23 protein-coding genes and 1 pseudogene are annotated in these 23423 nt (G+C 67.8%); 9 read left to right on the top strand and 15 right to left on the bottom strand.

The window, feature by feature from the left end; all coding sequences use genetic code 11:
• Positions 1 to 3: 3 nt before the first annotated feature.
• On the bottom strand, positions 4 to 318 hold the full coding sequence (locus WKW79_RS09960) for a plasmid stabilization protein (RefSeq protein WP_340334981.1): 315 nt from the start codon (positions 316 to 318) through the stop codon (positions 4 to 6).
• 135 nt (positions 319 to 453) lie between these two features.
• On the opposite strand from WKW79_RS09960, the gene WKW79_RS09955 reads away from it, so the two are divergent.
• From WKW79_RS09955 to WKW79_RS09940, 4 genes are all read left to right on the top strand, one after another.
• Positions 454 to 1266, top strand: a complete 813-nt coding sequence (locus tag WKW79_RS09955; protein WP_340334980.1) for a pseudouridine synthase — start codon at positions 454 to 456, stop codon at positions 1264 to 1266.
• A 70-nt stretch (positions 1267 to 1336) separates the two neighbouring features.
• Entirely contained in the window at positions 1337 to 1999 is a 663-nt protein-coding gene (locus tag WKW79_RS09950) for a response regulator (RefSeq protein ID WP_340334979.1), read from the top strand.
• 145 nt (positions 2000 to 2144) lie between these two features.
• Entirely contained in the window at positions 2145 to 3515 is a 1371-nt protein-coding gene (locus WKW79_RS09945) for a sensor histidine kinase (RefSeq protein ID WP_340334978.1), read from the top strand.
• A 64-nt stretch (positions 3516 to 3579) separates the two neighbouring features.
• Complete coding sequence (locus WKW79_RS09940) at positions 3580 to 3954, top strand: hypothetical protein (protein WP_340334977.1); 375 nt, start codon at positions 3580 to 3582, stop codon at positions 3952 to 3954.
• 5 nt (positions 3955 to 3959) lie between these two features.
• Here the strand turns inward: WKW79_RS09940 and aqpZ are convergent, their stop codons facing one another.
• Positions 3960 to 4658, bottom strand: coding sequence for an aquaporin Z (gene aqpZ / locus WKW79_RS09935; RefSeq protein WP_340334976.1), 699 nt, complete (start codon positions 4656 to 4658; stop codon positions 3960 to 3962).
• Positions 4659 to 4927: 269 nt separating this feature from the next.
• Between aqpZ and WKW79_RS09930 the strand changes: the two genes are divergently transcribed.
• Entirely contained in the window at positions 4928 to 5902 is a 975-nt protein-coding gene (locus tag WKW79_RS09930) for an ABC transporter substrate-binding protein (RefSeq protein ID WP_422823865.1), read from the top strand.
• A gap of 27 nt (positions 5903 to 5929) precedes the next feature.
• On the opposite strand, the pseudogene WKW79_RS09925 reads toward WKW79_RS09930, so the two are convergent.
• From WKW79_RS09925 to WKW79_RS09895, 7 genes and pseudogenes are all read right to left on the bottom strand, one after another.
• Positions 5930 to 6235: pseudogene (locus tag WKW79_RS09925) on the bottom strand (DUF3761 domain-containing protein); the annotation flags it as partial.
• Between the two features lie 126 nt (positions 6236 to 6361).
• Positions 6362 to 8428, bottom strand: a complete 2067-nt coding sequence (locus tag WKW79_RS09920; RefSeq protein WP_340334974.1) for an SdrD B-like domain-containing protein — start codon at positions 8426 to 8428, stop codon at positions 6362 to 6364.
• Entirely contained in the window at positions 8425 to 9249 is an 825-nt protein-coding gene (locus WKW79_RS09915) for a hypothetical protein (protein ID WP_340334973.1), read from the bottom strand. The genes WKW79_RS09920 and WKW79_RS09915 overlap by 4 nt, the downstream gene beginning before the upstream one ends.
• The gene (locus WKW79_RS09910) at positions 9246 to 9707 is read right to left on the bottom strand and encodes a hypothetical protein (protein WP_340334972.1); all 462 of its coding nucleotides are present in this window, start codon (positions 9705 to 9707) and stop codon (positions 9246 to 9248) included. Before WKW79_RS09910 ends, WKW79_RS09915 begins: the two co-directional genes overlap by 4 nt.
• Before the next feature lie 8 nt (positions 9708 to 9715).
• The gene (locus tag WKW79_RS09905) at positions 9716 to 10357 is read right to left on the bottom strand and encodes a hypothetical protein (RefSeq protein ID WP_340334971.1); all 642 of its coding nucleotides are present in this window, start codon (positions 10355 to 10357) and stop codon (positions 9716 to 9718) included.
• A gap of 16 nt (positions 10358 to 10373) precedes the next feature.
• Entirely contained in the window at positions 10374 to 11024 is a 651-nt protein-coding gene (locus WKW79_RS09900; protein WP_340334970.1) for a hypothetical protein, read from the bottom strand.
• Between the two features lie 20 nt (positions 11025 to 11044).
• Positions 11045 to 11695, bottom strand: coding sequence for a hypothetical protein (locus WKW79_RS09895; protein ID WP_340334969.1), 651 nt, complete (start codon positions 11693 to 11695; stop codon positions 11045 to 11047).
• 289 nt (positions 11696 to 11984) lie between these two features.
• Between WKW79_RS09895 and htpG the strand changes: the two genes are divergently transcribed.
• On the top strand, positions 11985 to 13964 hold the full coding sequence (gene htpG / locus WKW79_RS09890) for a molecular chaperone HtpG (RefSeq protein WP_340334968.1): 1980 nt from the start codon (positions 11985 to 11987) through the stop codon (positions 13962 to 13964).
• A gap of 227 nt (positions 13965 to 14191) precedes the next feature.
• Positions 14192 to 14602 (top strand): hypothetical protein, encoded by a 411-nt coding sequence (locus tag WKW79_RS09885; protein ID WP_340334967.1) that lies wholly within the window; start codon positions 14192 to 14194, stop codon positions 14600 to 14602.
• A 43-nt stretch (positions 14603 to 14645) separates the two neighbouring features.
• Here WKW79_RS09885 and WKW79_RS09880 read toward each other — a convergent pair whose 3' ends face one another.
• The 4 genes from WKW79_RS09880 to WKW79_RS09865 all read right to left on the bottom strand — a co-directional run bounded on the left by WKW79_RS09880 (position 14646) and on the right by WKW79_RS09865 (position 19683).
• Complete coding sequence (locus WKW79_RS09880) at positions 14646 to 15662, bottom strand: glycosyltransferase family 2 protein (RefSeq protein ID WP_340334966.1); 1017 nt, start codon at positions 15660 to 15662, stop codon at positions 14646 to 14648.
• A 153-nt stretch (positions 15663 to 15815) separates the two neighbouring features.
• A complete protein-coding gene (locus WKW79_RS09875) occupies positions 15816 to 16958 on the bottom strand; it encodes a CaiB/BaiF CoA transferase family protein (protein ID WP_340334965.1) in 1143 nt (380 codons plus the stop codon).
• Positions 16959 to 16965: 7 nt separating this feature from the next.
• A complete protein-coding gene (locus WKW79_RS09870) occupies positions 16966 to 17946 on the bottom strand; it encodes a Bug family tripartite tricarboxylate transporter substrate binding protein (RefSeq protein ID WP_340334964.1) in 981 nt (326 codons plus the stop codon).
• 27 nt (positions 17947 to 17973) lie between these two features.
• Positions 17974 to 19683: an acyl-CoA dehydrogenase family protein gene (locus WKW79_RS09865; protein WP_340334963.1), complete on the bottom strand. Its 1710-nt coding sequence runs from the start codon at positions 19681 to 19683 to the stop codon at positions 17974 to 17976.
• Positions 19684 to 19774: 91 nt separating this feature from the next.
• Between WKW79_RS09865 and WKW79_RS09860 the strand changes: the two genes are divergently transcribed.
• Positions 19775 to 20653: a LysR family transcriptional regulator gene (locus WKW79_RS09860; RefSeq protein WP_340335182.1), complete on the top strand. Its 879-nt coding sequence runs from the start codon at positions 19775 to 19777 to the stop codon at positions 20651 to 20653.
• A 30-nt stretch (positions 20654 to 20683) separates the two neighbouring features.
• Here the strand turns inward: WKW79_RS09860 and WKW79_RS09855 are convergent, their stop codons facing one another.
• A complete protein-coding gene (locus WKW79_RS09855) occupies positions 20684 to 21700 on the bottom strand; it encodes a 1-aminocyclopropane-1-carboxylate deaminase (protein WP_340334962.1) in 1017 nt (338 codons plus the stop codon).
• Between the two features lie 137 nt (positions 21701 to 21837).
• On the opposite strand from WKW79_RS09855, the gene WKW79_RS09850 reads away from it, so the two are divergent.
• Positions 21838 to 22329, top strand: coding sequence for an Lrp/AsnC family transcriptional regulator (locus tag WKW79_RS09850; protein WP_340334961.1), 492 nt, complete (start codon positions 21838 to 21840; stop codon positions 22327 to 22329).
• On the opposite strand, the gene WKW79_RS09845 is transcribed toward WKW79_RS09850, so the two are convergent.
• Positions 22330 to 23358: a serine/threonine protein kinase gene (locus WKW79_RS09845; RefSeq protein WP_340334960.1), complete on the bottom strand. Its 1029-nt coding sequence runs from the start codon at positions 23356 to 23358 to the stop codon at positions 22330 to 22332. It abuts the gene before it with no gap.
• Positions 23359 to 23423 lie beyond the last annotated feature (65 nt).

The following is a 23423-nucleotide window of genomic DNA, read 5'->3' as shown; positions in this document are numbered from 1 at the left end:
AAGCTATTGCTGGCGCGCGGCCGCGTGGCGCTTGCGCGTCGCGGCGGCTTTCTTCGCCGAGGCCGAGCGCTCCGCTGCACTGCGTGATGCCGAGGCCGCGCCGCCCAGCCGGCCACCCTTGCGCGAGGGCGCATGGTTCTCAGGCTTGCCGCGCCCGGAGCCGCTCTTCTTGCCGCCGCCGGTTTCCTTGTTCACCGTGGCCCAGGCGCGGCGCTCGGCCTCGTCTTCGCTGACGCCGCGCTGCTCGTAGCCCTTTTCGATGTGCTCGGCCTGGCGCTTCTGCTTGTCCGTGTAGGAGGACTTGTCACCTCTTGGCATGGTTGGCTCCTGACTCCGCGTTGAACGAAAGCCCAGCGTGCGACGGCGCGGCAGGCCGTGTGTAGGAATGTCAAGGCAGCACGCGTCGGCCAACACTGGGGCGCCCTGGCGCGCTTCGGGATAATCGCCACCACCATGACCGACGCCCCATCCTCGTCCGCCCCCGGCGCCGTGCGCCTCAACAAGCGCATGGCCGAGCTGGGCCTGTGCTCGCGCCGTGAGGCCGATCTCTGGATCGAGCAGGGCTGGGTCAAGGTCAACGGCCAGGTCGCGCTGATGGGCGTGAAGGTCACGCCGGAGGACCGCGTCGAGGTCGACAGGAAGGCGCATGGCCACCAGGCCACGCAAGTCACCATCCTGCTGCACAAGCCGATGGGCTACGTCAGCGGCCAGGCCGAGGACGGCCACGAGCCCGCGGTGATGCTGATCAACCCGCGCACCCACTGGCGCGAGGATCCGAGCACGAATCGCTTCTCGCCGCCGCAGCTGCGCGGCCTGGCGCCGGCCGGCCGGCTCGACATCGATTCGGTCGGCCTGCTGGTGCTGACGCAGGACGGCCGCGTGGCGCGCCAGCTGATCGGCGAGGACTCCGGCATCGAGAAGGAATACCTGGTGCGCGTGACCTGGTCGCCCCCCGGCAGCGGCCCCGGTGACAAGGGCGACATCGCGACCGACGTGCAGAAGGTGTTTCCGCCCGCGCAACTCGCGCGCCTGCGCCACGGCCTGAGCCTCGACGGCCAGCCGCTGAAGCCCGCGCGCGTCGACTGGCAGAACCCCGAGCAGCTGCGCTTCGTGCTCACCGAAGGCAAGAAGCGTCAGATCCGCCGCATGTGCGAGCAGGTCGGCCTGAAGGTGGTCGGCTTGAAGCGCATCCGCATCGGCCGCGTGGTGCTTGGCAACCTGCCGGCCGGCCAGTGGCGCTATCTGGGCCCGCACGAAAAGTTCTGACCCCTCCTCATGCACGCCTAACAATTCAGGCGTAGCCTCCCGCCTGGGTTTTTGCAGACCGAGGACATCCGTGCGCGCATTGCTGGTGGAAGACGACGAAATGATCGGGCGCAGCTTGCGCCAGGCCCTCGAAGGCGCGGGCTGGTCGGTCGACTGGGTGCGGGACGGACCGCTGGCGCAAAGCGCGCTGGACGATGGCGACTACACCTGTGTGCTGCTCGACCTCGGGCTGCCCGGCAGGGACGGCACGGAAGTGCTGCGCCGCGCCCGCGAGAGCGGTGATGCCACGCCGGTGCTGGTGCTCACCGCGCGTGGCGACATCGAGGACCGCATCCACGTGCTTGACCTCGGGGCGGACGACTACCTGCTGAAGCCCTTTGCCTTCCGCGAGTTGCTGGCCCGCATGCGTGCCATCGTGCGGCGGCGCGACGGGGCTGCTCATTCGCTGATCGGGATCGGTGCGCTCCAGCTCGACCTGACCACGCGCGAGGTGCTGCAGAACGGCGTGCGCGAGATGCTCACCGCACGCGAGTTCGCGTTGCTGCATGCGCTGCTCGAACGGCCTGGCGCCATCCTGTCGCGCGAGCAACTGGAGAACCGCATCTACGGCTGGGGCGAGGAAGTCACCAGCAATGCCGTCGACGTGCTGATCCACGGCATGCGCCGCAAGATCGGGCCGGACGCGATCCGCAACGTGCGAGGGCTGGGCTGGCGCGTCGCAGTGCCCGCATGAGCGCCGCGCCGGGCCGCCCCAAGCAAGCTCACACCCCCTTGGGGGGCAGCGAGGACACGAAGTGCCGAGCGTGGGGGCCCGGGGGCGCCGCGCCGGGCCGCCTCAAGCAAGCTCGCACCGCAGCGCGCAGCGCGGAGGTTTGGCAATGAACGCGAGCCGCTGGCGCCCGCGCTCGTTGCGCACGCGCCTCTTGCTGTGGCTCATCACGCTGCATGTGATCGCCGCGGCCGCCACCGCCTGGTTCTCCCTGGGCGCCTATGGGCGGATGGTGCACACCTTCATGGATGACCAGATGCGGCTGGTGGCCGAGTCGCGTGCCGGCAATCGCAAGCCGGGGCCCTTGCAGTCGCTGGATGCCACCGACGTGCAGGTGCACGGCGCCATCGTCGTGCAGGAGTGGTCGGCCGACGGCGCCATGCCGCTCGCGAGCGCCTATCCGGTGGCTGCCGTCCCGCTGCAGCAGGCGCCGGGCTTCGCCGAGGTGCGCTCCGGGCCGGGCGAGGCGCAGCACTGGCGCGTCTTCACGGTGCCTGCTGACGCGGAACAGTCAGAGCGTCCGCGCGTGCAGGTGCTCCAGAGCGAAGCCTTCCGGCAAAAGCGCATCGCAAGGCGCACGCTGTATGAAAGCCTGCCGCTGGCGCTGATGCTGCCGGCCACCTTGCTGATGCTGTGGCTCATCGTCAGCGCCACCTCGCGCGCGCTGCGCGGGGTCGCGCGAGAGGTGGCCGCGCAAGACGAGCGCAGCATGGCCGAGCTGTCGCTGGCACGCGTGCCCGACGAGATCGGACCGCTGGTCGCCGCCTTCAACAGCCTGCTCGCGCGGCTGCGCAACGCCTTCGTCTCGCAGCGCCGCTTCGTTCAGGACGCCGCGCATGAACTGCGCACGCCGATGGCCGCCATCGGCCTTCAGCTCGAGAACCTGCGCGGCCATGTGCCGCCGGGAGAGGCGAGCGAGCGCTTTGCGCAGTTGGAGGCTGGCGTCACCCGCGCGCAGCACCTGATCGAGCAACTGTTGCACCTGTCGCGCCAGGAAGGGGCGGTCGACGAGGCACGCAAGCCGGTGGACGTGGCGGCGCTGCTGCGCGAGAGCCTGGGCCAGCGCATGATGCTGGCCGACCAGCGCAGCGTCGATGTCGGCTTCGAGGGCCGCATCGCGCCGGTGCTCGATGCGTCGCCGGCAGACCTGCACAGCGTGTTCGACAACCTCGTGGACAACGCCTTGCGCCACACGCCCGAAGGCGGCGCGGTGGATGTGCGCCTGCATGCGATCGAGGGCCGCGCCGTGGTGGACGTGGTCGACGATGGCCCCGGCATCGCGCCCGAATGGCGTGACCAGGTGTTCGATCGATTCTTCCGGGTGCCGGGCACGCCGCCCGGCGGCAGCGGGCTGGGGCTGGCGATCGCGCGGGCCGCGGCGGCACGTCAGGGCCTGCGCATCGAATTGCGGGATCGGTTGGAGGATGGCGAGGGCACGCGAGGACTCATCGCGCGGGTGCATCTGCTCACGCCCGCCTAAGACTTTGCTCATGGGGCGCTCACTCTGCCTGCCTAGAGTGAAGCTTTCCAGGAGACATCCCACCATGCAAGCAAACTTCCGTCACGTCGTGACTGCCGCCATCACCGCCATTGCCGCACTCGGTGCGGCATCCGCCTTTGCGCAGGCGCAGGTTCAGGACGAACGCGAGGCCAGTGGCACCGAGGCCATCGGGCAGTCCACCAGCCCCCGAGCGATGAATTCGACGGTGAATCCCGATGACGTGCGGCGCGAAGCCATCGCCACGTCCCATGCCGGCGGCAGCAGCGAGGCCATCGGCCAGTCGACCGCCGCACCGGCGATGAACTCCAGCATGTCGGCCGACGATGCCTACAAGGCGGCGGTCACCGCCGCGCACACCACCGGCAGCGAATCCGTCGGGGAAACGATGGCCCACCGGCTGCCGGGCTCGGGCGGCTGAAGGCTTCAGTCTTCCTTGAGCAGCACGTTGTAGATCAACGCACCCAGGATGGCGCCGATGATCGGCGCCACCCAGAACAGCCACAACTCCGACATCGCATAGCCGGGGCCGAACAGCGCGACGCCGGTGCTGCGCGCTGGGTTCACCGAGGTGTTGGTCACGGGGATCGACACCAGGTGGATCAGCGTCAGGCACAGGCCGATGGCCATGCCGCCGAAGCCGGCGGCTGCGCGCTTGGCGGTGGAGCCGAGGATCACCATCAGGAAGATGGCCGTCAGCACGATCTCGGTGACGAGCGCCGCGGTCATGTTGAACTTGCCCGGCGAATGCTCGCCGAAGCCGTTGGTCGCGAAGCCGCCAACGTCCGCGCCGGCCTTGCCGGTGGCGATCACGTAGAGCACGCCGGCCGCCGCGATGGCGCCCAACACCTGCGAGATGACATAGCCCGCGAGTTCCGATGCACGGAAGCGACCACCGATCACGAGGCCCACCGACACGGCGGGGTTGAAGTGCCCGCCCGAGATCGGGCCGAAGGCATAGGCGCCGGTCAACACGGTCAGCCCGAAGGCCAGCGACACGCCGAGAAAGCCGATGCCCAGTTGAGGAAAGGCGGCCGCGAGGACTGCGCTGCCGCAGCCGCCGAAGACAAGCCAGAAGGTACCGGCGAACTCGGCTGACCACTTCTTGAAAGTGCTGTGTTCCATATCCCTGAAGTCCTTGTTGTGAGGTCGAAAAAACGCCCGAACGGTGTCGGGCGGGGCGGATTGTGGAAGCGATCTCGCCGCTTTGGCGAGGGCTTACGACCTGTGGGCAGCGTCGGCGCGGAACCTGTTCACGAATCCATCCGCTTTCCCGCGCAAGCGCGGCTATCCTGCGGTTTCATCTCTTTTCACGGGGTTACCGCATGTCTCCCATCGCAATCAGGGCCATCGCCATCCGCTCGGCGGTGACTGTCGGAGTGGCCGTCCTTTGCATGAATTCGTGGGCGCAGCAGGGCAGCGTCAATGCGCTGTGCAGCACCGATGCAGGCTGGTGCGAGGCCGCCGCGACCGAGTTCACGCGCGCCACCGGCATCAAGGTCAACCAGGCCCACAAGGGCACCGGCGAGATCGGGGCGCAGCTTCGCGCCGAGGCGGCCAACCCCAAGACCGACATCTGGTGGGGCGGTACCGGCGACCCCTTTCTGCAGGCGGCCGAGCAGGGCCTGCTCGATGCCTACAGGCCGGCCTACCTGAACGACCTGTTCGACTGGTCCGTGCGCCAGTACGCCATGAGCGGCAACCAGGTCGGCGGCTTCTACACCAGCACCATCGGCTTCGGCTTCAACACCGACGTGCTGAAGAAAAAGAAACTGCCCGAGCCGAAGTGCTGGGCCGACCTGATCAAGCCCGAGTACAAGGGCGAGATCGAGATCTCGCATCCTGCGACCAGCGGCACCGCCTACACCATCATCGCGGGCCTGGTGCAGTTGATGGGCGAGGACGCCGCCTTCGACTACATGAAGAAGCTGCACAAGAACGTGACCAGCTACACCCGCAGCGGCCAGGCGCAGGCGCCCAACGTGGCCAAGGGCGAAGTGGCGATCGGCGTGAGCTTCCTGTTTGGCTTCGAGAGGTGGCGCTACGACAAATTCCCGGTGAAGACCGCGTCCCCCTGCGAAGGCGCGGGCTACGAGATCGGCGGCATCGCGCTGGTGAAAGGCGCGCGCAACAAGGCCAATGCCGTCAAGTACTACGACTGGTTGATGAGCCCGGCGGGGCAGTCCATCGGCGCCAAGGCCGGCAGCTTCCAGACCCCCGCCAACAAGACCTTCAAGCCCGACCCGCGCATCCCCTCATCCGACGGCGTCAAGCTCATCAAGTACGACTTCGAGAAGTACGGCAAGGCGGCCGAGCGCAAGCGGCTGATTGACAAGTGGACGACCGAGGTGGAGTCGCAACCGCGCTGACGCCGAGAGCCGACGCGGCTCGAGCGATCAGGCGGCGCAGGCCTTGTTGTGCGATGCGTGCATGCCCTTCGCCTTGGCGTCCGCTTCGCTCAGGTACTCGCCCTTCTTGGTCTTGCCGTAGTACTTGTCGCCCATGCAGTGGTAGACCTTGGTCTCGTCATTGGCCCATACCTTGCCCGCGCCGCCGCCCGGGGCCTGCGGCATGGACGCGGTCTTGTCGGCGTGGGCTGCCTTGGCCGGGGTGCCGGTGCCGGGCGCCATCGCGGCCTTGTTCACGGTTGCCGGCGGTGTCGGTGCGGCGGAGGGTGCCTGCGCTTGCGCGGTGAAGGCGGCGAGGAGGAGGCAGGAACTTGCGAGCAGTGCCCGGGCAGGATGAAAGTTCATGGGGTTCCCTGAAAGAAAGTTGTGAGTCAACGCAGACAGCTTGCCCCCTCAACCTCACCTCAGCCTGACCAGGGGCTACCTTTCCCGCTGCACCGCGAAATCCGCCACCGCGGTGCTGCGCACATGGACCTGCGCGACGACCCCGTCGCGCGACGCCACGGCCCAGGGCAGCGGCACGTTGTCGGGCACCACCTCGATCCGGTAGCTGCCAGCGGCCACGGCCGGAAACGCGTAGTAGCCCTGCGCGTCGGTGCGCGCCACGTATCTGCGGTCCAGCGTCACCGTCACGTTGGGCACGCCGCCTTCGCCGGCCTCGCGCTGGCCGTTGCCGTCCTGGTCGAAGAACACATGGCCTTCGAGCCGGCCCGATCCCACGCCCGCGGCGCCGCCGATCGGCGCGAGGTTGACGCCGGCACTGGCCTCCCAGCGCAGCGCGACCTGCATCGAGCGGTTCGATGGCGTCATGTAGACCGGCGCCTGCATTGCGGTCGTGAGCGCCGACACCACGGCCGGGTTGAACGGTTCCCTCCCGCGCGCCGCCGTGTATTGCGCGATCAGCGACCAGCCCGCGCCCAGCGGCCACATCACCCGCGCGTTGGCATTGAGGTAGCGGCTGGGGCTGTCGCCGATGCCGTGGCTTCCGCGCGCGCTCAGGTCGAGGCGGCCGCCGGCGAGGAAAGGCAGGCTGCCGAGCACGCCCCAGATCACCGAATGCGTCGAAAGGCCGAATTGCCGCGACTGTTCGAAGGCCAGCGTGGTCGAGAGCGAGCTCGATTCGCCGACCGGCCACTGGTGGTCCACCCCGACGCGCGCGAGGCGTTGGCGCTCGCCATGCGCGAAGTCGGCGCGCCACTGGCTCTGGCCCCATTGCGGCGAGATGTGCTCCCAGTTCAGTTGCAAGGATTGAGCAGCCTGCCTGCCGCTGCGTGCCGCCAGCGTGAGCGCCAGGGCATCGCGCGAGTCGAATCGGTAGCGCCCGTACAGGTTGCCGAACACCGACCGCCCCTGCATTCCGCTCACGCTCTCGCTCGCTTCGGCATTGGCGCTCAGTTGCCATTGGCGCGTGGACATGTCGCCGCGCCAGGAAGCGCCGCGCAGGTCGGCCGCGATCGGGCTGCTGCCCCAGCGCAGCGCCGGGTCGAAGTGGAAGACGCTCACGCCCTGCTGTATCCAATCGCCGCGCCATGATGCGTCGAGCCACAAGCCGCTGGCCGAATCCCTTGGCGCAAGCGAGTGGCTGTCCGAGGGCCGGCCCGTGCTGTGCGCATAGGCGGCCTGCACCCGCAGGCCGCCCGGACGCTCCTGCACCGGGCCGATTCCTTGCCCGATCGACTCGGCCCAGGGCGCCTGTCCCTGCCACGACACGGCGCCCCAGAACGAGCGCGTGTCCTGCGCGAAGCCGGGCAGGCCGTTCAGGTTGGCATCGCGCGTCTCCACCCACTGCAAGGCCGCGTCGCTGCGTCCGATGCCGAGCAGGCTGTCATCCCCACCGATGCGCTGCTGCGCCCCGAAGGTCATTGCACGGCCGCGTCCGAGCGCGAAGCCCTGCGAATCCAGGCCCTCGAAGAAACCCAGCCGCCCGGCCGACACATTGAGCAGCGTGCGGTTGCCCTGTTCCAGGCTCGAGGACAGGCCTTCGATCGGCAGCGAAGCCAGGTAGACGCGGCCCATGCCGCGCGACAGGGGCGTGGCGGCGCTGTTGATGTCGCCGATGCTGTTGCTGGCGAACCAGTCGTTGCCCAAGGGCATTGCGCGCTGGTCGATGCGGCCGGTGCTGCCGTCGCGGTACGAGAGGCTGTAGGGGTTGCCGGTGCGGCCCGCCAGTGGGTCGCCGGTGATCCGGTTGCGATAGCGATTGATGTTCAGGTCGGCGGAGAAGGTGCCGTGGTTGGGCGTGTCGAGGTAGCCGTCGAGCTGCAGCGTCTCGTTGCGGATGCGGTTCAGTCCGCCTTGCCGCAGCGACTGCAGTTCCATGCTGCCGCCGCGTCGCCAGCCTGTGTCCGGCGTGACGGGCTCCGCCTCCTCGACGGCCTGCGGCACCTCGTCCAGCACGCGGTCTTCATAGGGAGCGCGCACGGCCTCGGAGGCGTGGCTGCCTGTACCGAGCAGGCCCAGCGCGACCCAGGGCCAGCGCGGCATCATGGGCCGAAGCGCTCGTCGACGGGCATCGACCCCGACTCACCCCATTCGAGCGTGCCCCGCACCGTCACCGGAAAGCGCACCTGCACCTGTGCATCCGCATTGCCGGCGCGCGTCGCGGTGAGCGCAATATCTCGCGTTTCGCCCGGCAGGATGGGTGCGCTGGCTGCGGTGAACTCGAGCGCGGTGCCGCTGGCGTCAGTGCCGCCCAGGAAGCCGGCCAGGCGTCCATGCGCGCTGCCGTCATTGCGCACCTTGAGAACAGGCATGCGCTGGCCGTTGATTTGTTGCACCGCGCTGCCGACGATTGCGAGCGCCGGCTGCACCTGGCCCACGGCCACGTAGACGATCACGCCGATGCGTCCTGCAAGGCCGATCGGCATGCCCGGCCCCGCCGCCTGCTCCTTGCCCTCGATCAGGACCGCGAGGCGGCACTCCGACGGCGGCGTGTCCAACGGCGGCGTGACCTCGATGCGAAAGCGATGGGGCCGCCCCGGCGACACCACGACCTCCCTGCGCTCGATGGCCACCCACGGGCGGCAGCTGCCTTGCGCCAGATCGTCGCTGAAATCGACCGATGCATCGGGTCGCAACACCCAGTCCGCCGTGCGCACGCGGTAGGTGCCTGGCCTGGCATCCACCTGCGACAACTCGATCACCTGGCGCGTCGGCTTGCCCGGCTCCGCACGGATCTCGAAGCGCGGTGGCGACACGGCCAGCGCGAACTGCGCCAGGGCCGCAGGGCAGGCCAGGCCAAGGCCCCATGACAGCAGCAAGGACCGCATTGCGACGGAAGGCGTGAAGGAGTGCGGACGGGCGCTCACGGCGAAACCTCGATCTCGAAATGGAAATGAAGCGACTGCATGCGCGTCAACAGGCGGCCGTCGGCCACGAGGTCGAGTGCCAGGGTCTCGCTCAGGAATGCGTCGCGCACCAGGCCGTCGAACACCACGGTGCGATCGCCGCCGCGCAAGGCGCCCGGCAGCAAGCGACCCTGGGTGCGCCAGGTGGCTGTGAGGCGTTGCCCCTCGGTCGGCGCCAGCACCATGTAGATGCGCGCCGGCCGGTTGACCCATGCCGAGAGATTCAGCCGCAGCGCGACGTCGAGCCGGCCTTCCACCGTGTGGTCCGCATGGCGCGAAGGCACCAGTTGCCGCCAGTGCATCGGCGTGACGGGCTGGCTGACCACGGTGCCGGTGTCGTTCACGCGAAAGGTCGCGGCCTGTGCGCCCGCGCAAGCCAGGGCAAGGGCCAGGGAGCGCATGAACACGGCGCGGACCATCGACCGTCTCATGGCGCGTACAACTGGTAGGTGGCCCGGCCCGTGTAGCTGCCCGCCGGCACCATCTGGTTGTTGGCGTAGCTGAACGTCAGGCAGTTCTCGAACCAGGTGTTGCGGGGGATCGATGCGATGGTCTGGGTGCCGCCAAAGGTGCCGCTCTGGATCGACGAGGCACCGTTGTTGTCGCCGCCGGAGACCCATGAGATCGTGCTGAACGGGAGGGTCGCGCCCCCAGGGCCGCTCAGGTTGGCCGGCGTGCTGACGCTCAGCGTCGCTGTGTTGCCCGTCAGCAGGCCGTGTGTGCGATAGAACCCGCCCACATAGACCTCGCCGGCGCTGGAGTTGCAACGTGCGGCGTTGTCGAGCGGGCTGTTGTTGACGGTGCTGTCGGTGCTCATCGTCCGGGGCCCCGTGCCGACGGCGCCCGCGGCGATGGTGGCCCTCACGGTGTTGGTGAAGGCGTTGTCGCCGGGCGTACCGCCGCTGTCGTAGGGGCTGGTGAACGCGCCGGCGCCCACCTGCAGGTAGAGCGCCCGCAGGCCGACCGAGATGACCGCTTCGAATGCATACGCCTCGCTGCAAGCCAACAGCACGGCCAAGCCCAGCAGCGCGGTGGCCGACAGGCCGGCGACAGGTCGATGAAGTGGCATGGTGGGTCTCCGGCAGCTACGGCATGACAGCCGTGTAGGTCACGCGCCCGTTGTTGACGCCAGCGCCGCCATAAGTGCCTGCGGCAAGCACATCGACATTGGCATAGCCGTAGGTCCACTTGCCCTCCCGCTGGACCCGGTTGCCCGCGCTGGTCAGCAGCACGGCCGACCCCGGTCCGCCAGCACCATTGAAGGCCGGGTGCGTGATGACGCCGTTGGTGAATCCGTTCGTCGTCGTTGGCAGCGGCGCTGGCGTCACCGTGATGCGGTTCCAGCCGATCTGCCGGGCCGCGATGCCGTTGTGCAGTGGGCCGCTGGTGTTCGAATTGAGCGTAATGTCGCCGCCGTTGCCGCGCACCCGCACGGTCACGGCGCCCGCGCCCAGGTCGCCGCCCGTCGCGACGACCGGCGTGCCGTTGCCCATCGACCCGGCCGGCACCGTGAAGCTGACGAGGTCGACCGCGCCTGCGCTCGCGTCGTCGGTGCCGGTGCCCACGCGCAGGTACAGCACGCGCGGAATCGTCACGACGAAATCCAGATGCGCGGTCGCGCTCATGGAACCGATCAGGGCAGTGACATAGTTCGATTCGGCATGGGCCGACGCCGTCAAGGCGGCCGAGCCGGCAACAAGCCCGGCCCACGGCCGCCACCGCGCATGGGAGCGCATGGCTGCTGCGCGTCAAGCGCTCAGGGCATGGTGGCGGTGTAGATCACGCGGCCGCCCTTGGTGTTGACGCCGCCGTAGGTGCCTGCCGCCAGGATGTCCTGGTTGCGGTAGGTGAAGGTCCATTTGCCTTCTTCGCGCACCGTGCCGTTGACGGCCGCGATATTGGTGGGCTGCCCATCGCCGGTGTTGCTTGCCGCAAACGCGGGATGGGTGATGCCGGTGTTGTTGTAGCCGGCCGTCATGCCCGTGGTGAGCGGCGCCGAGGCGACCGCGATGCGGTTCCAGCCCACGTTGCTGCCCGAGCCATTGTTCAACTGTGTGACGTTGGAGTTCAGCGAGACCGTGCTGGCGCCATTGGCCATGAGGCGCACCGTCACCGCGCCGGTGCCGAGGTCGCCGCTTGCGGCGCTCGCCGCCACCACCGAGCCATCACCGACGTTGCCCACCGGAACCGTGAAGTCGATGAGATCGACCTTCGTGTTGTTGGCCAGGTTGCTGCCTGAGCCGACCTGCAGGAACAGCACGCGCGGTATGGTGATCTGGAAATCGAGCTTGGCGCTGGCCGTGGCCGCGGTCTGGGCGCCGATGGGAGTGACTTGCTCCGACTCGGCGATCGCAGCGAGCGGCGTCGCGAGCGAAGCAATCACCGGAGCGATGTAATACTTTTTCATGATCCGTCCCTGTTGGCTACAAAAGTGAATAGAGGGTGACAGGTCCTCTGGGCGACAAATGTATGTCACCGTCCATAAAAAGTGGCTGGGCTGCGCGGCCAATTGCCCACATCGATCAATAAATCACGATATGCCGTGGCACCGGCGCAGCGCGATTTCCCGGATGTCGGTGATTTGGATTACATGTTCGCGGCCTTGCGACAGTTGAAAATGCCGGACCCGTGACCAACTGAGGTCCGGGCCGGCTCCACGCCGGCTATTGACCATTCCAAACCCCGTTTTTTCTCCCATGACCAGCGCCAGCACCAAACTCCCGTTCCAGGCCGAAGTCGCCCAGCTGCTTCACCTCGTCACCCACTCGCTCTACTCCAACAAGGAAATCTTCCTGCGCGAGCTGATCTCGAATGCGTCGGACGCGTGCGACAAGCTGCGCTTCGAAGCCATCAACGACGGCGGCCTGTACGAAGACGCCCCTAACCTCGAAGTGCGCGTCACTTTCGACAAGGCCGCCCGCACGCTGACCATCGCCGACAACGGCATCGGCCTCAGCAAGCAGGAAGCCATCGACAACCTCGGCACCATCGCCAAGAGCGGCACCAAGGACTTCATGAGCAAGCTCAGCGGCGACCAGAAAGCCGACGCACAGCTCATCGGCCAGTTTGGCGTGGGCTTCTATTCGGGCTTCATCGTGGCCGACAAGATCACCGTCGAATCGCGCCGCGCCGGCATGGTGGCGGGCGAGGGCGTGCGTTGGGTCAGCGGTGGTGCCGGTGACTTCGAAGTCGAAACCATCGAGCGCCCGCAACGCGGCACCAGCGTCACGCTGCACCTGCGTGAGGATGCCGACGACTACCTCAACGCCTGGAAGCTCAAGCAGGTCATCGGCAAGTATTCCGACCACATCTCGCTGCCCATCCTCATGGAAAAAGAGGAATGGAAAGAAGGCGAGAACGACCAGCCCGGCGACATGGTGAAGACCGGCGAATGGGAGCCGGTCAACAAGGCCAGCGCGCTCTGGACCCGCGCCAAGAAGGACATTACGCCCGAGCAGTACAGCGAGTTCTACAAGACCATCAGCCACGACTACGAGGCGCCGCTGGCCTGGAGCCACAACCGCGTCGAAGGCAGCACCGAATACACGCAGCTGCTGTTCATCCCGTCGAAGGCGCCGATGGACCTGTGGAACCGCGACAAGAGCGCGGGCCTCAAGCTCTACGTCAAGCGCGTCTTCATCATGGACGATGCGGAGGCGCTGCTGCCGAGCTACCTGCGCTTCGTCAAGGGCGTGATCGACTCGGCCGACCTGCCGCTCAACGTGAGCCGCGAACTGCTGCAGGAAAGCCGCGACGTGAAGGCGATCCGCGAAGGCAGCACCAAGCGTGTGCTGGCGATGCTGGAGGACATGGCGAACAAGGCCGCGGCCGCAGCCGCACCGGCCGCTTCGAGCGATGAAGTCACCGACGTCGTCGACAAGAAGGAAGAAGCCGCCGCCGAAACCAACAGCGAGGACGCCGGCAAGTACGCCAAGTTCTACGCCGAGTTCGGCGCCGTGCTGAAGGAAGGCCTGGGCGAGGACTTCGGCAACCGCGACCGCATCGCCAAGCTGCTGCGCTTCGCGTCGAGCACCAGCGACACCGTGAGCGTAGGCCTGGCCGACTACAAGGCCCGCATGAAGGAAGGCCAGGAAGCGATCTACTACATCACGGCCGACACGCTCGCCGCCGCGAAGAACAGCCCGCAGCTCGAGCTCTTCAAGAAGAAGGGCATCGAGGTGCTGCTGATGACCGACCGCGTCGACGAATGGGCGCTGAGCTACCTGCACGAGTTCGACGGCACGCCGCTGCAAAGCGTGGCCAAGGGTGCGGTCGACCTCGGCACGTTGCAAGACGAGGAAGAAAAGAAGGCCGCCGAAGTCGCCGCCGAGACCTTCAAGCCCGTGCTCGAGCGTCTCAAGGAAGCTCTCAAGGACAAGGCCGAAGACGTGCGCGTCACCACCCGCCTCGTCGACTCGCCGGCCTGCCTGGTGGTGAAGGACGGCGGCATGAGCACGCAACTCGCGCGCATGCTCAAGCAGGCCGGCCAGCCCGCGCCAGAGCTGAAGCCGGTGCTCGAAGTCAACGCCGAGCATCCGCTGGTGAAAAAGCTCGAAAGCTCGGCACATTTCGACGACCTGGCCAACATCCTGTTCGACCAGGCCTTGCTGGCCGAGGGTGGGCTGCCGCAAGATCCGGCTGCCTATGTACGCCGCGTCAACGCGCTCCTGGTCTGAAGGCGCGAATCTTCCTACTGCGGACGCCGATCTCGGGTCCGCGGTGCTCACCGCACGGGAGTGCGGTTCCGCGCCGCGAACCCGACCTCGGCGCCCTCGCTACGGAATCTTCACGCCTTCAGGGGCGGTGCTGAATCTTTCCGTGCTCGCTGCGCTTTGCACGGAAGCGTAGATTGATTGTTGAGCTGTCGCGACGAGGCACTTTTGCGGTTTTACCGAGGAGCATCTTGACACCTGCCAGCTCACCACAGAGCCCCCTCATCCGATCCTTGCGGCGGCTTGCCGCTGGCGGCACGCTGCTCCTCGCCGGCCTCGTGCTGGGCGGTTGTGCCGTGGGCGCCGGCATCGGCGTGCCGATCGTGCCGGGCGTCTCGTTGAACCTCGGCGTCGGGCCGGGCGGTCCGGTCATTGGCGTCAGCACCGGCTGGGGCCCGTTGGGCGCCGGCGTCAGCCTCAACCACCTGGGTCAGGTCTTTGCGAGTGCCGGCGCTGGCGTGGGTGTGGGGGCCGGCGGTGCCGGCGTTGGCATCGGGGTCGGCAAGAGCGTCCTGCTTCACGACCCGCGGACCGTACCGGTCAACGGTCCGGTGATTGGCACCGCTGCACTGGGTTCACCCGGGAATCCCATCGCTCCCTGATGACATCGAGTCCTGGCGCAAGGTCGAACTCGCTGGCGCGGGTTCAGCGGTGGTACGAGAGGGCCTGCGCGTCCGCCTTGGTATGGCCGAGCGTGTGCACGCCGAGGCCGCGGAACAGCGCGCCGGTCATGTCGATCGCCGAATAGGCCATGACGAGGAAGGCCGTGCCCAGCCAGCGCAGGCCGCGCACGCGCGGCAGGTCCTGGTGGTTGATGGCACGCAGGCTGAACACCAGCCGTGACGCCAGCACGCACAGCGGGCCGATGGGGCCGCTGCGGGCCAGCCATTGCATCGGCGCGGGCATGTAGGTCTTGACCAGCAGCGGCGTCAGGCCGTGGCTGTCCTGCCCGCGCAGCCAGCGCAGCTTGAACCATTCGCGGCGCGTGTCCGGCAGGCGATGCTGCGTGTGGGCGCGGGGCTCATAGAAGACCGGCACGCCCGCCGCCTGCAGCCGCAGGCCCAGCACCTGGCAATGGGCGCGGTAGACGCCGTCCAGCGCCTGGTAGCTGTAGCGCTCGAACACGTCGCGCCGGAACACCACGTTGTTCGCGTAGAAGTTGCGCGTGCCGCCGGGGCGCAGCGGGCTCGGGAAGTACATGAAGTCGAGCGTGGTCAGCGCGATGCCGGTCAGGCTGTTGTCGTAGCTGGTGCGGCCGGCCACGACGCAGGGACCGTCGGGACCGTCGAGCGGATCGAGCAGGCGCTCGAGCCAGTCGGCCGCCGGCAGGCAGTCGGCATCGGCGAAGGCCACGTAGTCGCAGCGCGACGCATCGGTGAGTTCGAAGCCGACGTTCTTGGCGTCGTAGTAGCCGGTGTCGGGGTCGATCTCGACGAAGTCGATGCGCCGGTGCGCGAGCCGCTCGATGCTCTTGCAGATGTGGGGTGGGAGTCCGTCGTGCGTGATGACGACTTGGCCAAGAGCGGTGAGTGGGAGCGTCTGCTGACCCAGCAGCAAGATGAGCCGCTGCAGGCTGGCGGAGACCAACTCCATGCCGGGGCCGCCTCTCAGGTTGTTGGTTTCGAGCACCAGCGCCGTGCGCGCCGCGATGGCAATTGACATGGTGGATTCCCTGAAGTTGCGAGGTATGTTCCTCGTCGAGGCGGAATTTACTCCTTTTCGTTCATGGAAAAGTTCGACGCCGAAGCGCCCCGATGCAAGCACCCGCGACCTTTGCCGCGATGAGGCGCGTCGCGCCGGCGTAGGACTGGGCGATCAGTCGGCGATGCCGGGCGTCACCAGGAAGCCATCCCCCGGCGTCAGCGGTTCATGGCGATAGCTGGCCGGCGTGCGGCTCAGCTTCACCGGCGCGCCGATGCCGCGATAGCCGCCGGGCATCTCGACGACCATCTCGCGGTGCACCGTGTGCGGATGCTCGAGCGCGGCATCGACCGGCAGCACCGGCGCGGCGGGCACGCCTGCGGCCATCAGTTCATCGACCAGCGTGCGGCCGTCGAAGGAGGCCAGCGCGGTTTCGAGTTCCTGCTTCAGCGCGACGCGATTGACCGAGCGTGCGCCGGCGTCGCGGTAGCGCGGGTCCTCGGCGAGTCCGGCCACGCCGACGACGCGGCAGAAGCTCGCGAACTGGCGGTCATTGCCGACGGCCAGGAAAATCGGGTCGGTGCCGGTGTTGAGTGCGTCGTAGGGGTAGATGTTCGGGTGGGCATTGCCGGTGCGCTTGGGCTTGCGGCCGTCCATGAACCAGTTGGCGGCATGCGGGTGCAGCAGGGAGAGGCCGCTGTCGTACAGGGCCGCTTCCACGAACTGGCCGCGACCGCTGCGTTGGCGCTCCTGCAGTGCGAGCAGCACGCCGATCACGGCATTGAGCCCCGTCACCATGTCCACTACCGGCAGGCCCACACGCAGCGCATCGCCGGAGGCCTCGCCGTTGACACTCATGATGCCGGTCATGGCCTGCACCGCCGCGTCGTAGCCCGGCAGCGCGCCGAGCGGACCATCCGCGCCGAAGCCCGAGACGCGGCACCAGATCAGTCCGGGAAAGCGCTTCGACAACTCGTCGTAGCCGATGCCCCAGCGCTCCATCGTGCCGGTCTTGAAGTTCTCGATCAGCACATCGGCTTCGGCCACCAGGGCCAGCAAGGCGTCGCGGCCTTCCTCGCTGCCGAGGTCCAGTGCCATCGTGCGCTTGTTGCGGTTGAGCCCGTGGTAGTACGAGGCCACGCCGTCGCGGAAGGGCGGGCCCCAGGTGCGCGTGTCGTCGCCCTGCGGCGGCTCGACCTTGAGCACGTCGGCACCGTGGTCGCCGAGGATCTGGCCGCAGTAGGGGCCGCCGAGGATGCGCGAGATGTCGAGCACGCGGATGCCCGCGAGCGCGCCGGTGTTGGGGATGGTGTTCATTGCGCGCTCAGTCCAATTGGGCGCCGGACTGCTTGACCACTCCGGCCCACTTCGTCATCTGCAAGCCGATGAATTTGCCGAGTTGATCCGGCGCGTGCGACGGTGCAGGTTCCAGCCCCTGCGATGCGAAGAGCTCCTTGACCTTGGGCGTGGCCAGCACTTCGACGAAAGCCTTGTTGAGCTTGGCGATGCGATCGGGCGGCGTGCCGGCCGGTGCGACGATGCCGAAGAACACGCTCACGTCGTAGCCGGGCACGCCCTGCTCGGCGACGGTCGGCACATCGGGCAAGGCCTGCGAGCGCGTGGCCGTCGTCACGCCGAGCGCGCGCAGCTTGCCGGACTTGACGTAGGGCAGGGCGGTGAGCACGTCGGTGAAGCTCATGCTGACCTGGCCGCCGAGCAGGTCGGTCAGCGCCGGGCCGGTGCCCTTGTACGGGATGTGTTGCAGGTCGACGCCTGCCAGGGTGTTGAACATCACGCCGGCCAGGTGCGACGAGGCGCCGTTGCCCGATGACGCATAGCTCAGTTTGCCCGGATTGGCCTTGGCATAGGCGATCAGCTCCTTCACGTTCTTCGCCGGCACGCTCGGGTTCACGACCAGGATGTTCGGCAGGTGGCCGACCTGGATGACGGGCGCGAAGCTCTTGACGGGGTCGTAGTTGACCTTGCGGTAGAGGCTCGAATTGATGGCCAGCGGGCCCGAGGTGCCGAACAGCAGGGTCTGCCCATCGGGTGCGGCGCGCGAGACGTATTCGGCGCCGATGTTGCCGCCGGCGCCGGCGCGGTTCTCCACGATCATGGGCTGGCCGAGGCGGTCCTTCATCTCGGCGGCGAGGGTGCGCGCCATGGCATCGGTCGGGCCGCCGGGCGGGAAGGGGATGACCAGCATGATGGGCTTGTCGGGGAAGCCGTCGGCATGGGCCGTCGTTGCGAGCGGCAGGGCGGTTGTGAAGGCCAGCGCGATGGCGAGGGTCTGGATCAGTTTCATGTCTTGTCTCTCTTTGGTGTGCGGTCGTCAGGCGGGGACGGTGGCGGCGATGGGGGCGGAAGCGGTCCAGTCGGCAGGGATGCCCGTCGGCGCGAGCGGGTCGCGCGGCAGCACGCGGTGCAGCAGCACGAGTTGCGCCCACTCGATGCGTTGGGCCGAGCCGCCGCGTGCGCCCTCCCACGCCATCGCGATGGCGCTGGCGCAGTGGTACAGGGCGGAGGCGGCCTGGCGTGCGATCACGTCGCCGTCTTTCGCCGCGGCCGAAGCGCTGGCGGTGAGGGCGCAGGCTCGGTCCAGCGCGTCGCGCAGCGCCTTCGTGAAGGCAGGCGTCAGCGGCGCATCGTCGAGCAGCGCGCCGAAGTGCGCCTGCAAGGCGGGCAGCGAGTTCTCGCGCGTCACGGCGCGGATCACGTCGAGCGCGACGATGTTGCTGGTGCCTTCCCAGATCGAGCCCAGGTGCGCGTCGCGTACGAGCCGCGGGTCGGCCCATTCCTCGATGTAGCCGCAGCCGCCGCGCACTTCCATCGCATCGCCGGTGACCTTGCGCGCATCGCGGCAGGCGCGGAACTTGATGAGCGGCGTGAGGATGCGCAGCAGCGGATACGCAGCCGCTTCGCCGCCGTCGGAGCGCATCAGCGCCTGCGCCGTCTGGAACACCATCGTGCGGGCCTGCTCGGCCGGCAGGCGCAGCTTCTGCAACTGCTTCTGCATCAGCGGCATGTCGGCCAGGCGCTTGCCGAAGGCGCGGCGCTCGCTGGCGATGTACTCCGCTTCCGCGCAGGCGCGGCGCATCAGGCCGGCGGCGCGCACGCCGTTCGACAGGCGCGAGTTGTTGACCATGTCGGCCATCTGCACGAAGCCGCGGCCCTGCTCGCCGACGAGGTAGGCGATGGCGCCTTCGAGCCGGATCTCGCCGCTGGCCATCGAGCGCGTGCCGAGCTTGTCCTTGAGGCGGATGATGCGGTAATGGTTGTGCGTGCCGTCCTCGAGTTCGCGCGGCAGCAGGAACAGCGACACGCCCTTCATGCCGGCAGCCGAGCCCTCGACGCGCGCCAGCACCATTGCGAAATCGGCATCGGGGTTGGAGCAGAACCACTTGTCGCCGCTGAGGCGCCACCGGCCTTCGTCGTCCTGCGTGGCGCTGGTCTGCGTGGCCGCGATGTCGGAGCCGGCCGCCTGCTCGGTCATGAACATCGCGCCTTGCGCCAGTTCATCGAAGTCCAGCGACTGGAAGCGCGGCAGGAAGCGTTCGACCAGTTCTGGGCTGCCGAATTTCTTCAGCGTGCGTGCGAGCGAATCGGTCATCGAGACCGGGCAGCACAGGCCGAACTCGGCCTGCACGAACAGGTAGGTCAGCACGTACTTGACGAGTGGCGGCATGCGGCCCTTCCAGCCCATCGTCTCGTCGCGGTGCGACATCGCGGCCAGGCCGAATTCGCTCAGCGCGAGGCGCTCCATCTCGACGTAGGCAGGGTGCTTGTTGATGCGCTGCTGGTCGATGCCGGCGCGCGTGCGCAGCGACAGCGTGGGCGGATTCGTGTCGGCCGTATGCGCGAGTTCGTCGAGCGGGCCGCCGGCCAGTGCGCCGAGGCGCTGGAAGTGCGGCTGCATGTGGCGCAGCAGGTCTGGCGGCAGGTAGAGCGCGAGCAGCCTGTGCAGTTCGGTGTCGGTGGTGAAGAGGTTCTGGCCGTGGCGGTCGGGCACGGGATGGGCGGCTGCTGTAGCGGTGGGGGCCATGCTTTGTCTCCTTGTCTGGCGCGGATTGTTGGCGCGGCGACGATATCTGTCTAATATCGAATTTGACTTGTCTGATTTGATTGGGCTATCGATGGAATTGCGCCACCTGCGTTACTTCACGGTGCTGGCCGAGGAGCTGCACTTCGGGCGTGCCGCGCGGCGGCTGTCGATCTCGCAGCCGCCGTTGAGCGTGGCCATCCGGCAGCTGGAGGAGTCGGTGGGCGCGCGGCTGTTCGAGCGCAACAGCAAGGAGGTGCGGCTCACGCCGGCGGGCGATGCGCTGCGTGCGTCGGCGCAGACCCTGCTGCGCCAGGCCGAGGAGGCGGCGCTCGAGGCGCGCGACGTGTCGAAGGGATCGGCGGGGCGCCTGCGCATCGGCTTTGTCGGCGCGATGCTGTACCGGGGCTTGCCGCAGGCACTGGCCAGCTTCCAGGCGGCGCATCCTGCGGTGCGCGTGTCGCTGTCGGAGCTGAATTCAGGGCAGCAGATCACCGAGCTGATGCACGACCGCATGGACGTCGGGTTCGTCCACACGAGCCGCATGCCGGCGGAGTTGCAGCAGGTGCTGCTGCTGTCGGAGCCCTTCATGGTGTGCGTGCCGGCCTCGCATCGGCTGGCGCGGCGCCGCACAGTGGGCCTGGCGAGCCTGCGCGACGAGCCCTTCGTGCTGTTTTCGCGGGAGGCTTCGCCGGACTACCACGAGCGCATCCTGTCGATCTGCGCGGGCGCGGGCTTCCGGCCCGAGGTTCGGCACGAGGTGCGGCATTGGCTGTCGGTGGTGTCGCTGGTTTCGCAGGGCATGGGGGTCGCGCTGGTGCCGAGCGCGTTGCAGCATGCGGCCTTGCGCGGCGCGGTGTTCCGGCCATTGGAGGAGGATGTGGCCGGGTCGGATGCGTATTGCGTGTGGCGCAGCGGGCCGGACAACGCGGTGGTGCGGAACTTCCTGCAGGCGGTGAAGGAGGGGCGCTGACCTCGCTGTCGCCACCCCATTGCGATCGCTTCAGCCGTTGCGGAAGATGAAGCTGTAGGCATTGAGCGCCGGCACGCCGCCGAGGTGCGCGTAGAGCACCCTGGAGCCTGCTGGGAACTCGCCAAGTCGCACCTTCTCGATCATTCCGTGCATCGACTTGCCCTCGTACACGGGGTCGGTGAGCATGCCTTCCATGCGCGCGCACAGGCGGATCGCCTCCAGCGTTCCCTCGTTCGGCAGCCCGTACTCCGGGCCGCCGAATCGATCGTCGAGCACCACGTCGGTGTCGGCGATCTCGCGCCCGAGTTCGACCAGGCTGGCCGTGTTGCGCGCGATGCGCAGGATCTGGTCGTGCGTCTTCTCCGGCTTGGCGGACGCATCGATGCCGATCACGCGATCGGCCCGTCCATCGGCCGCAAAGCCCACCACCATGCCGGCCTGCGTACTGCCCGTCACCGAGCAGACCACGATGTAGTCGAACTTGAAGCCCAGTTCGGCTTCCTGCTGGCGCACTTCCTCGGCGAAGCCCACGAAGCCGAGGCCGCCCTTCGGATGTTCCGAGCAGCCGGCCGGGATCGGGAACGGCTTGCCGCCCGCCTTGCGCACGCTCTCCATCGCGTCTTCCCAGCTCTTGCGGATGCCGATGTCGAAGCCGGCGGCATCGAGGCGCACGTCCGCGCCCAGGATGCGCGACATCTCGATGTTGCCGACCCGGTCGTACACCGCATCGGAATAGTTGACCCAGTTCTCCTGCACCAGCACGCACTTGAGGCCCAGGTGTGCGGCCACCGCTGCGACCTGGCGCGTCTGGTTCGACTGGATGCCGCCGATCGACACCAGCGTGTCGTACCCGCCTTCGAGCGCCTCCGGAATCAGGTACTCCAGCTTGCGGGTCTTGTTGCCGCCGAAGGCGAGGCCGCTGTTGCAGTCCTCGCGCTTGGCATAGAGCTCGACCTTGCCGCCGAGATGGGCGCTGAGCCGCCGCAGGGGCTGGATCGGCGTGGGGCCGAAGGTCAGGGGATGGCGCGGGAATTTTTGCAGGTTCACTTGGCGATTCCTTGTTGAAGACGTGGGAGGAATCGTAGGAAGAATCGGCTGATCGATGGTTGCAAAGATGGGGCGGTTGGCGATACTGGACTTGATGAAAAGTCAGATCAGCAGCCTGTTATTTTGAAAGAACTGGAATGCGCGCAACAAAATTGCAAGCCAAGGGTGAACTCGACCGCACCGATCGCGCCATCCTCCGCGCCCTGCAACGCGACGCCTCGGTGTCGAACGTTGCGCTCGCTGCCAAGGTCAACCTGAGTGCGCCTGCTTGCCTGCGACGCGTCGAGCGGCTCAAGTCGATGGGCTTGATCAAGAAGGTGGTGGCACTGCTCGACCCCATTGCGCTGGACGCCGGCACGCTGGTGATGATCGGCGTGGTGCTGGACCGCTCGACGCCCGAGTCCTTCGCCGCGTTCGAGAAGGCCGTGCAGAAGGTGTCGGGCTGCCTCGAGTGCCATTGCGTCACCGGCGAGTTCGATTACTTCATGCTGGTGCGCACGCGCGACAACGACAGCTACAACCGCCTGCATGCCGAGCAACTGCTCTACCTGCCGGGCGTGCGGCAGGTGCGGACCTTCATGGCGTTGAAGCAGGTGCTGTCGACGACGCAGCTGCCGATTGCGGGGTGATCAGGCGTAGAGCGGCTCCTCCGCCATCGCCTCGCACTGGTCCTGCAGCATCTGCACCTGGCCCATCCAGTAGTCGCTGCTGCCGAACCACGGGAAGTTGATCGGGAAGATCGGGTCTTCCCAGCGGCGCGCGAGCCAGGCGCTGTAGTGGATGAGGCGCAAGGTGCGCAGGGGTTCGATGAGTGCCAGTTCGCGCCGGTCGAATTCGCGGAACTGTTCGTAGCCTTCCAGCAGGCCGCTGAGCTGGCCGGTGCGCTGGCCGCGATCGCCGGAGAGCAGCATCCACAGGTCCTGCACCGCGAAGCCGGTGCGTGCGTCGTCGAGGTCGACGAAATGCGGGCCGCCGTCGGGGCGGTCGGTGGGAGTCCAGAGGATGTTGCCGGGGTGGCAGTCGCCGTGCAGGCGCAGGCTCTTGAACTCGTTGCCGAAGGCGCCCTTGGCATCCGTTGCGAGCGCGGTCTTGGCGATCATGTCGAGTGCCTCGGTGCAGTGCTTCTCCCACAGGCCCTGCACGTCGAGCGGAACCTTGTCGTGCTTGAGCAGCCAGTCGCGCGAGGCGGTGCCGAAGCTTTTCAGGTCCAGCGCGGGCCGTGCCACGAATGGCATCTTGGCGCCCACCGTGTGGATGCGCGCGAGGAAGCGGCCGACCCATTCGAGCACTTCGAAATCGTCCAGCTCCGGTGGCCGGCCGCCGCGGTACGGGCTGACGCTGAATGAAAAGCCCGCGTGCTCGTGCAGCGTCCCGCCCTTGAGTTCCAGAGGCGCCACCGCGGGGACTTCGGCCGCCGTGAGTTCCGCGGAGAAGCCATGCTCCTCCCTGATCTGCGCCTCGCTCCAGCGGCCGGGCCGGTAGAACTTGGCGACCACCACGCTGCGGTCTTCCAGGTGGATTTGATAGACGCGGTTCTCGTAGGAACTGAGCGCCTGCAGGCGGCCGTCGCCGTGCAGGTCAAGCGTCGCGAGGGCGTCGAGCACCACGTCGGGCGTGAGTGACTCGTAGGGGTGCGCGAGCGCGTGGGATGCAGACATGGGGCCGATTGTCGCCGCCGACCACGAACCAACCGTACCGACGTACCGGCGCGGGTAAGTCCTAG

It is taken from the genome of Variovorax robiniae, assembly GCF_037889955.1.
GTDB classification, from domain to species: domain Bacteria; phylum Pseudomonadota; class Gammaproteobacteria; order Burkholderiales; family Burkholderiaceae_C; genus Variovorax; species Variovorax robiniae.
Note: the sequence above shows the minus strand (reverse complement) of the source record. Positions and strands in the feature narration are given on the sequence as shown.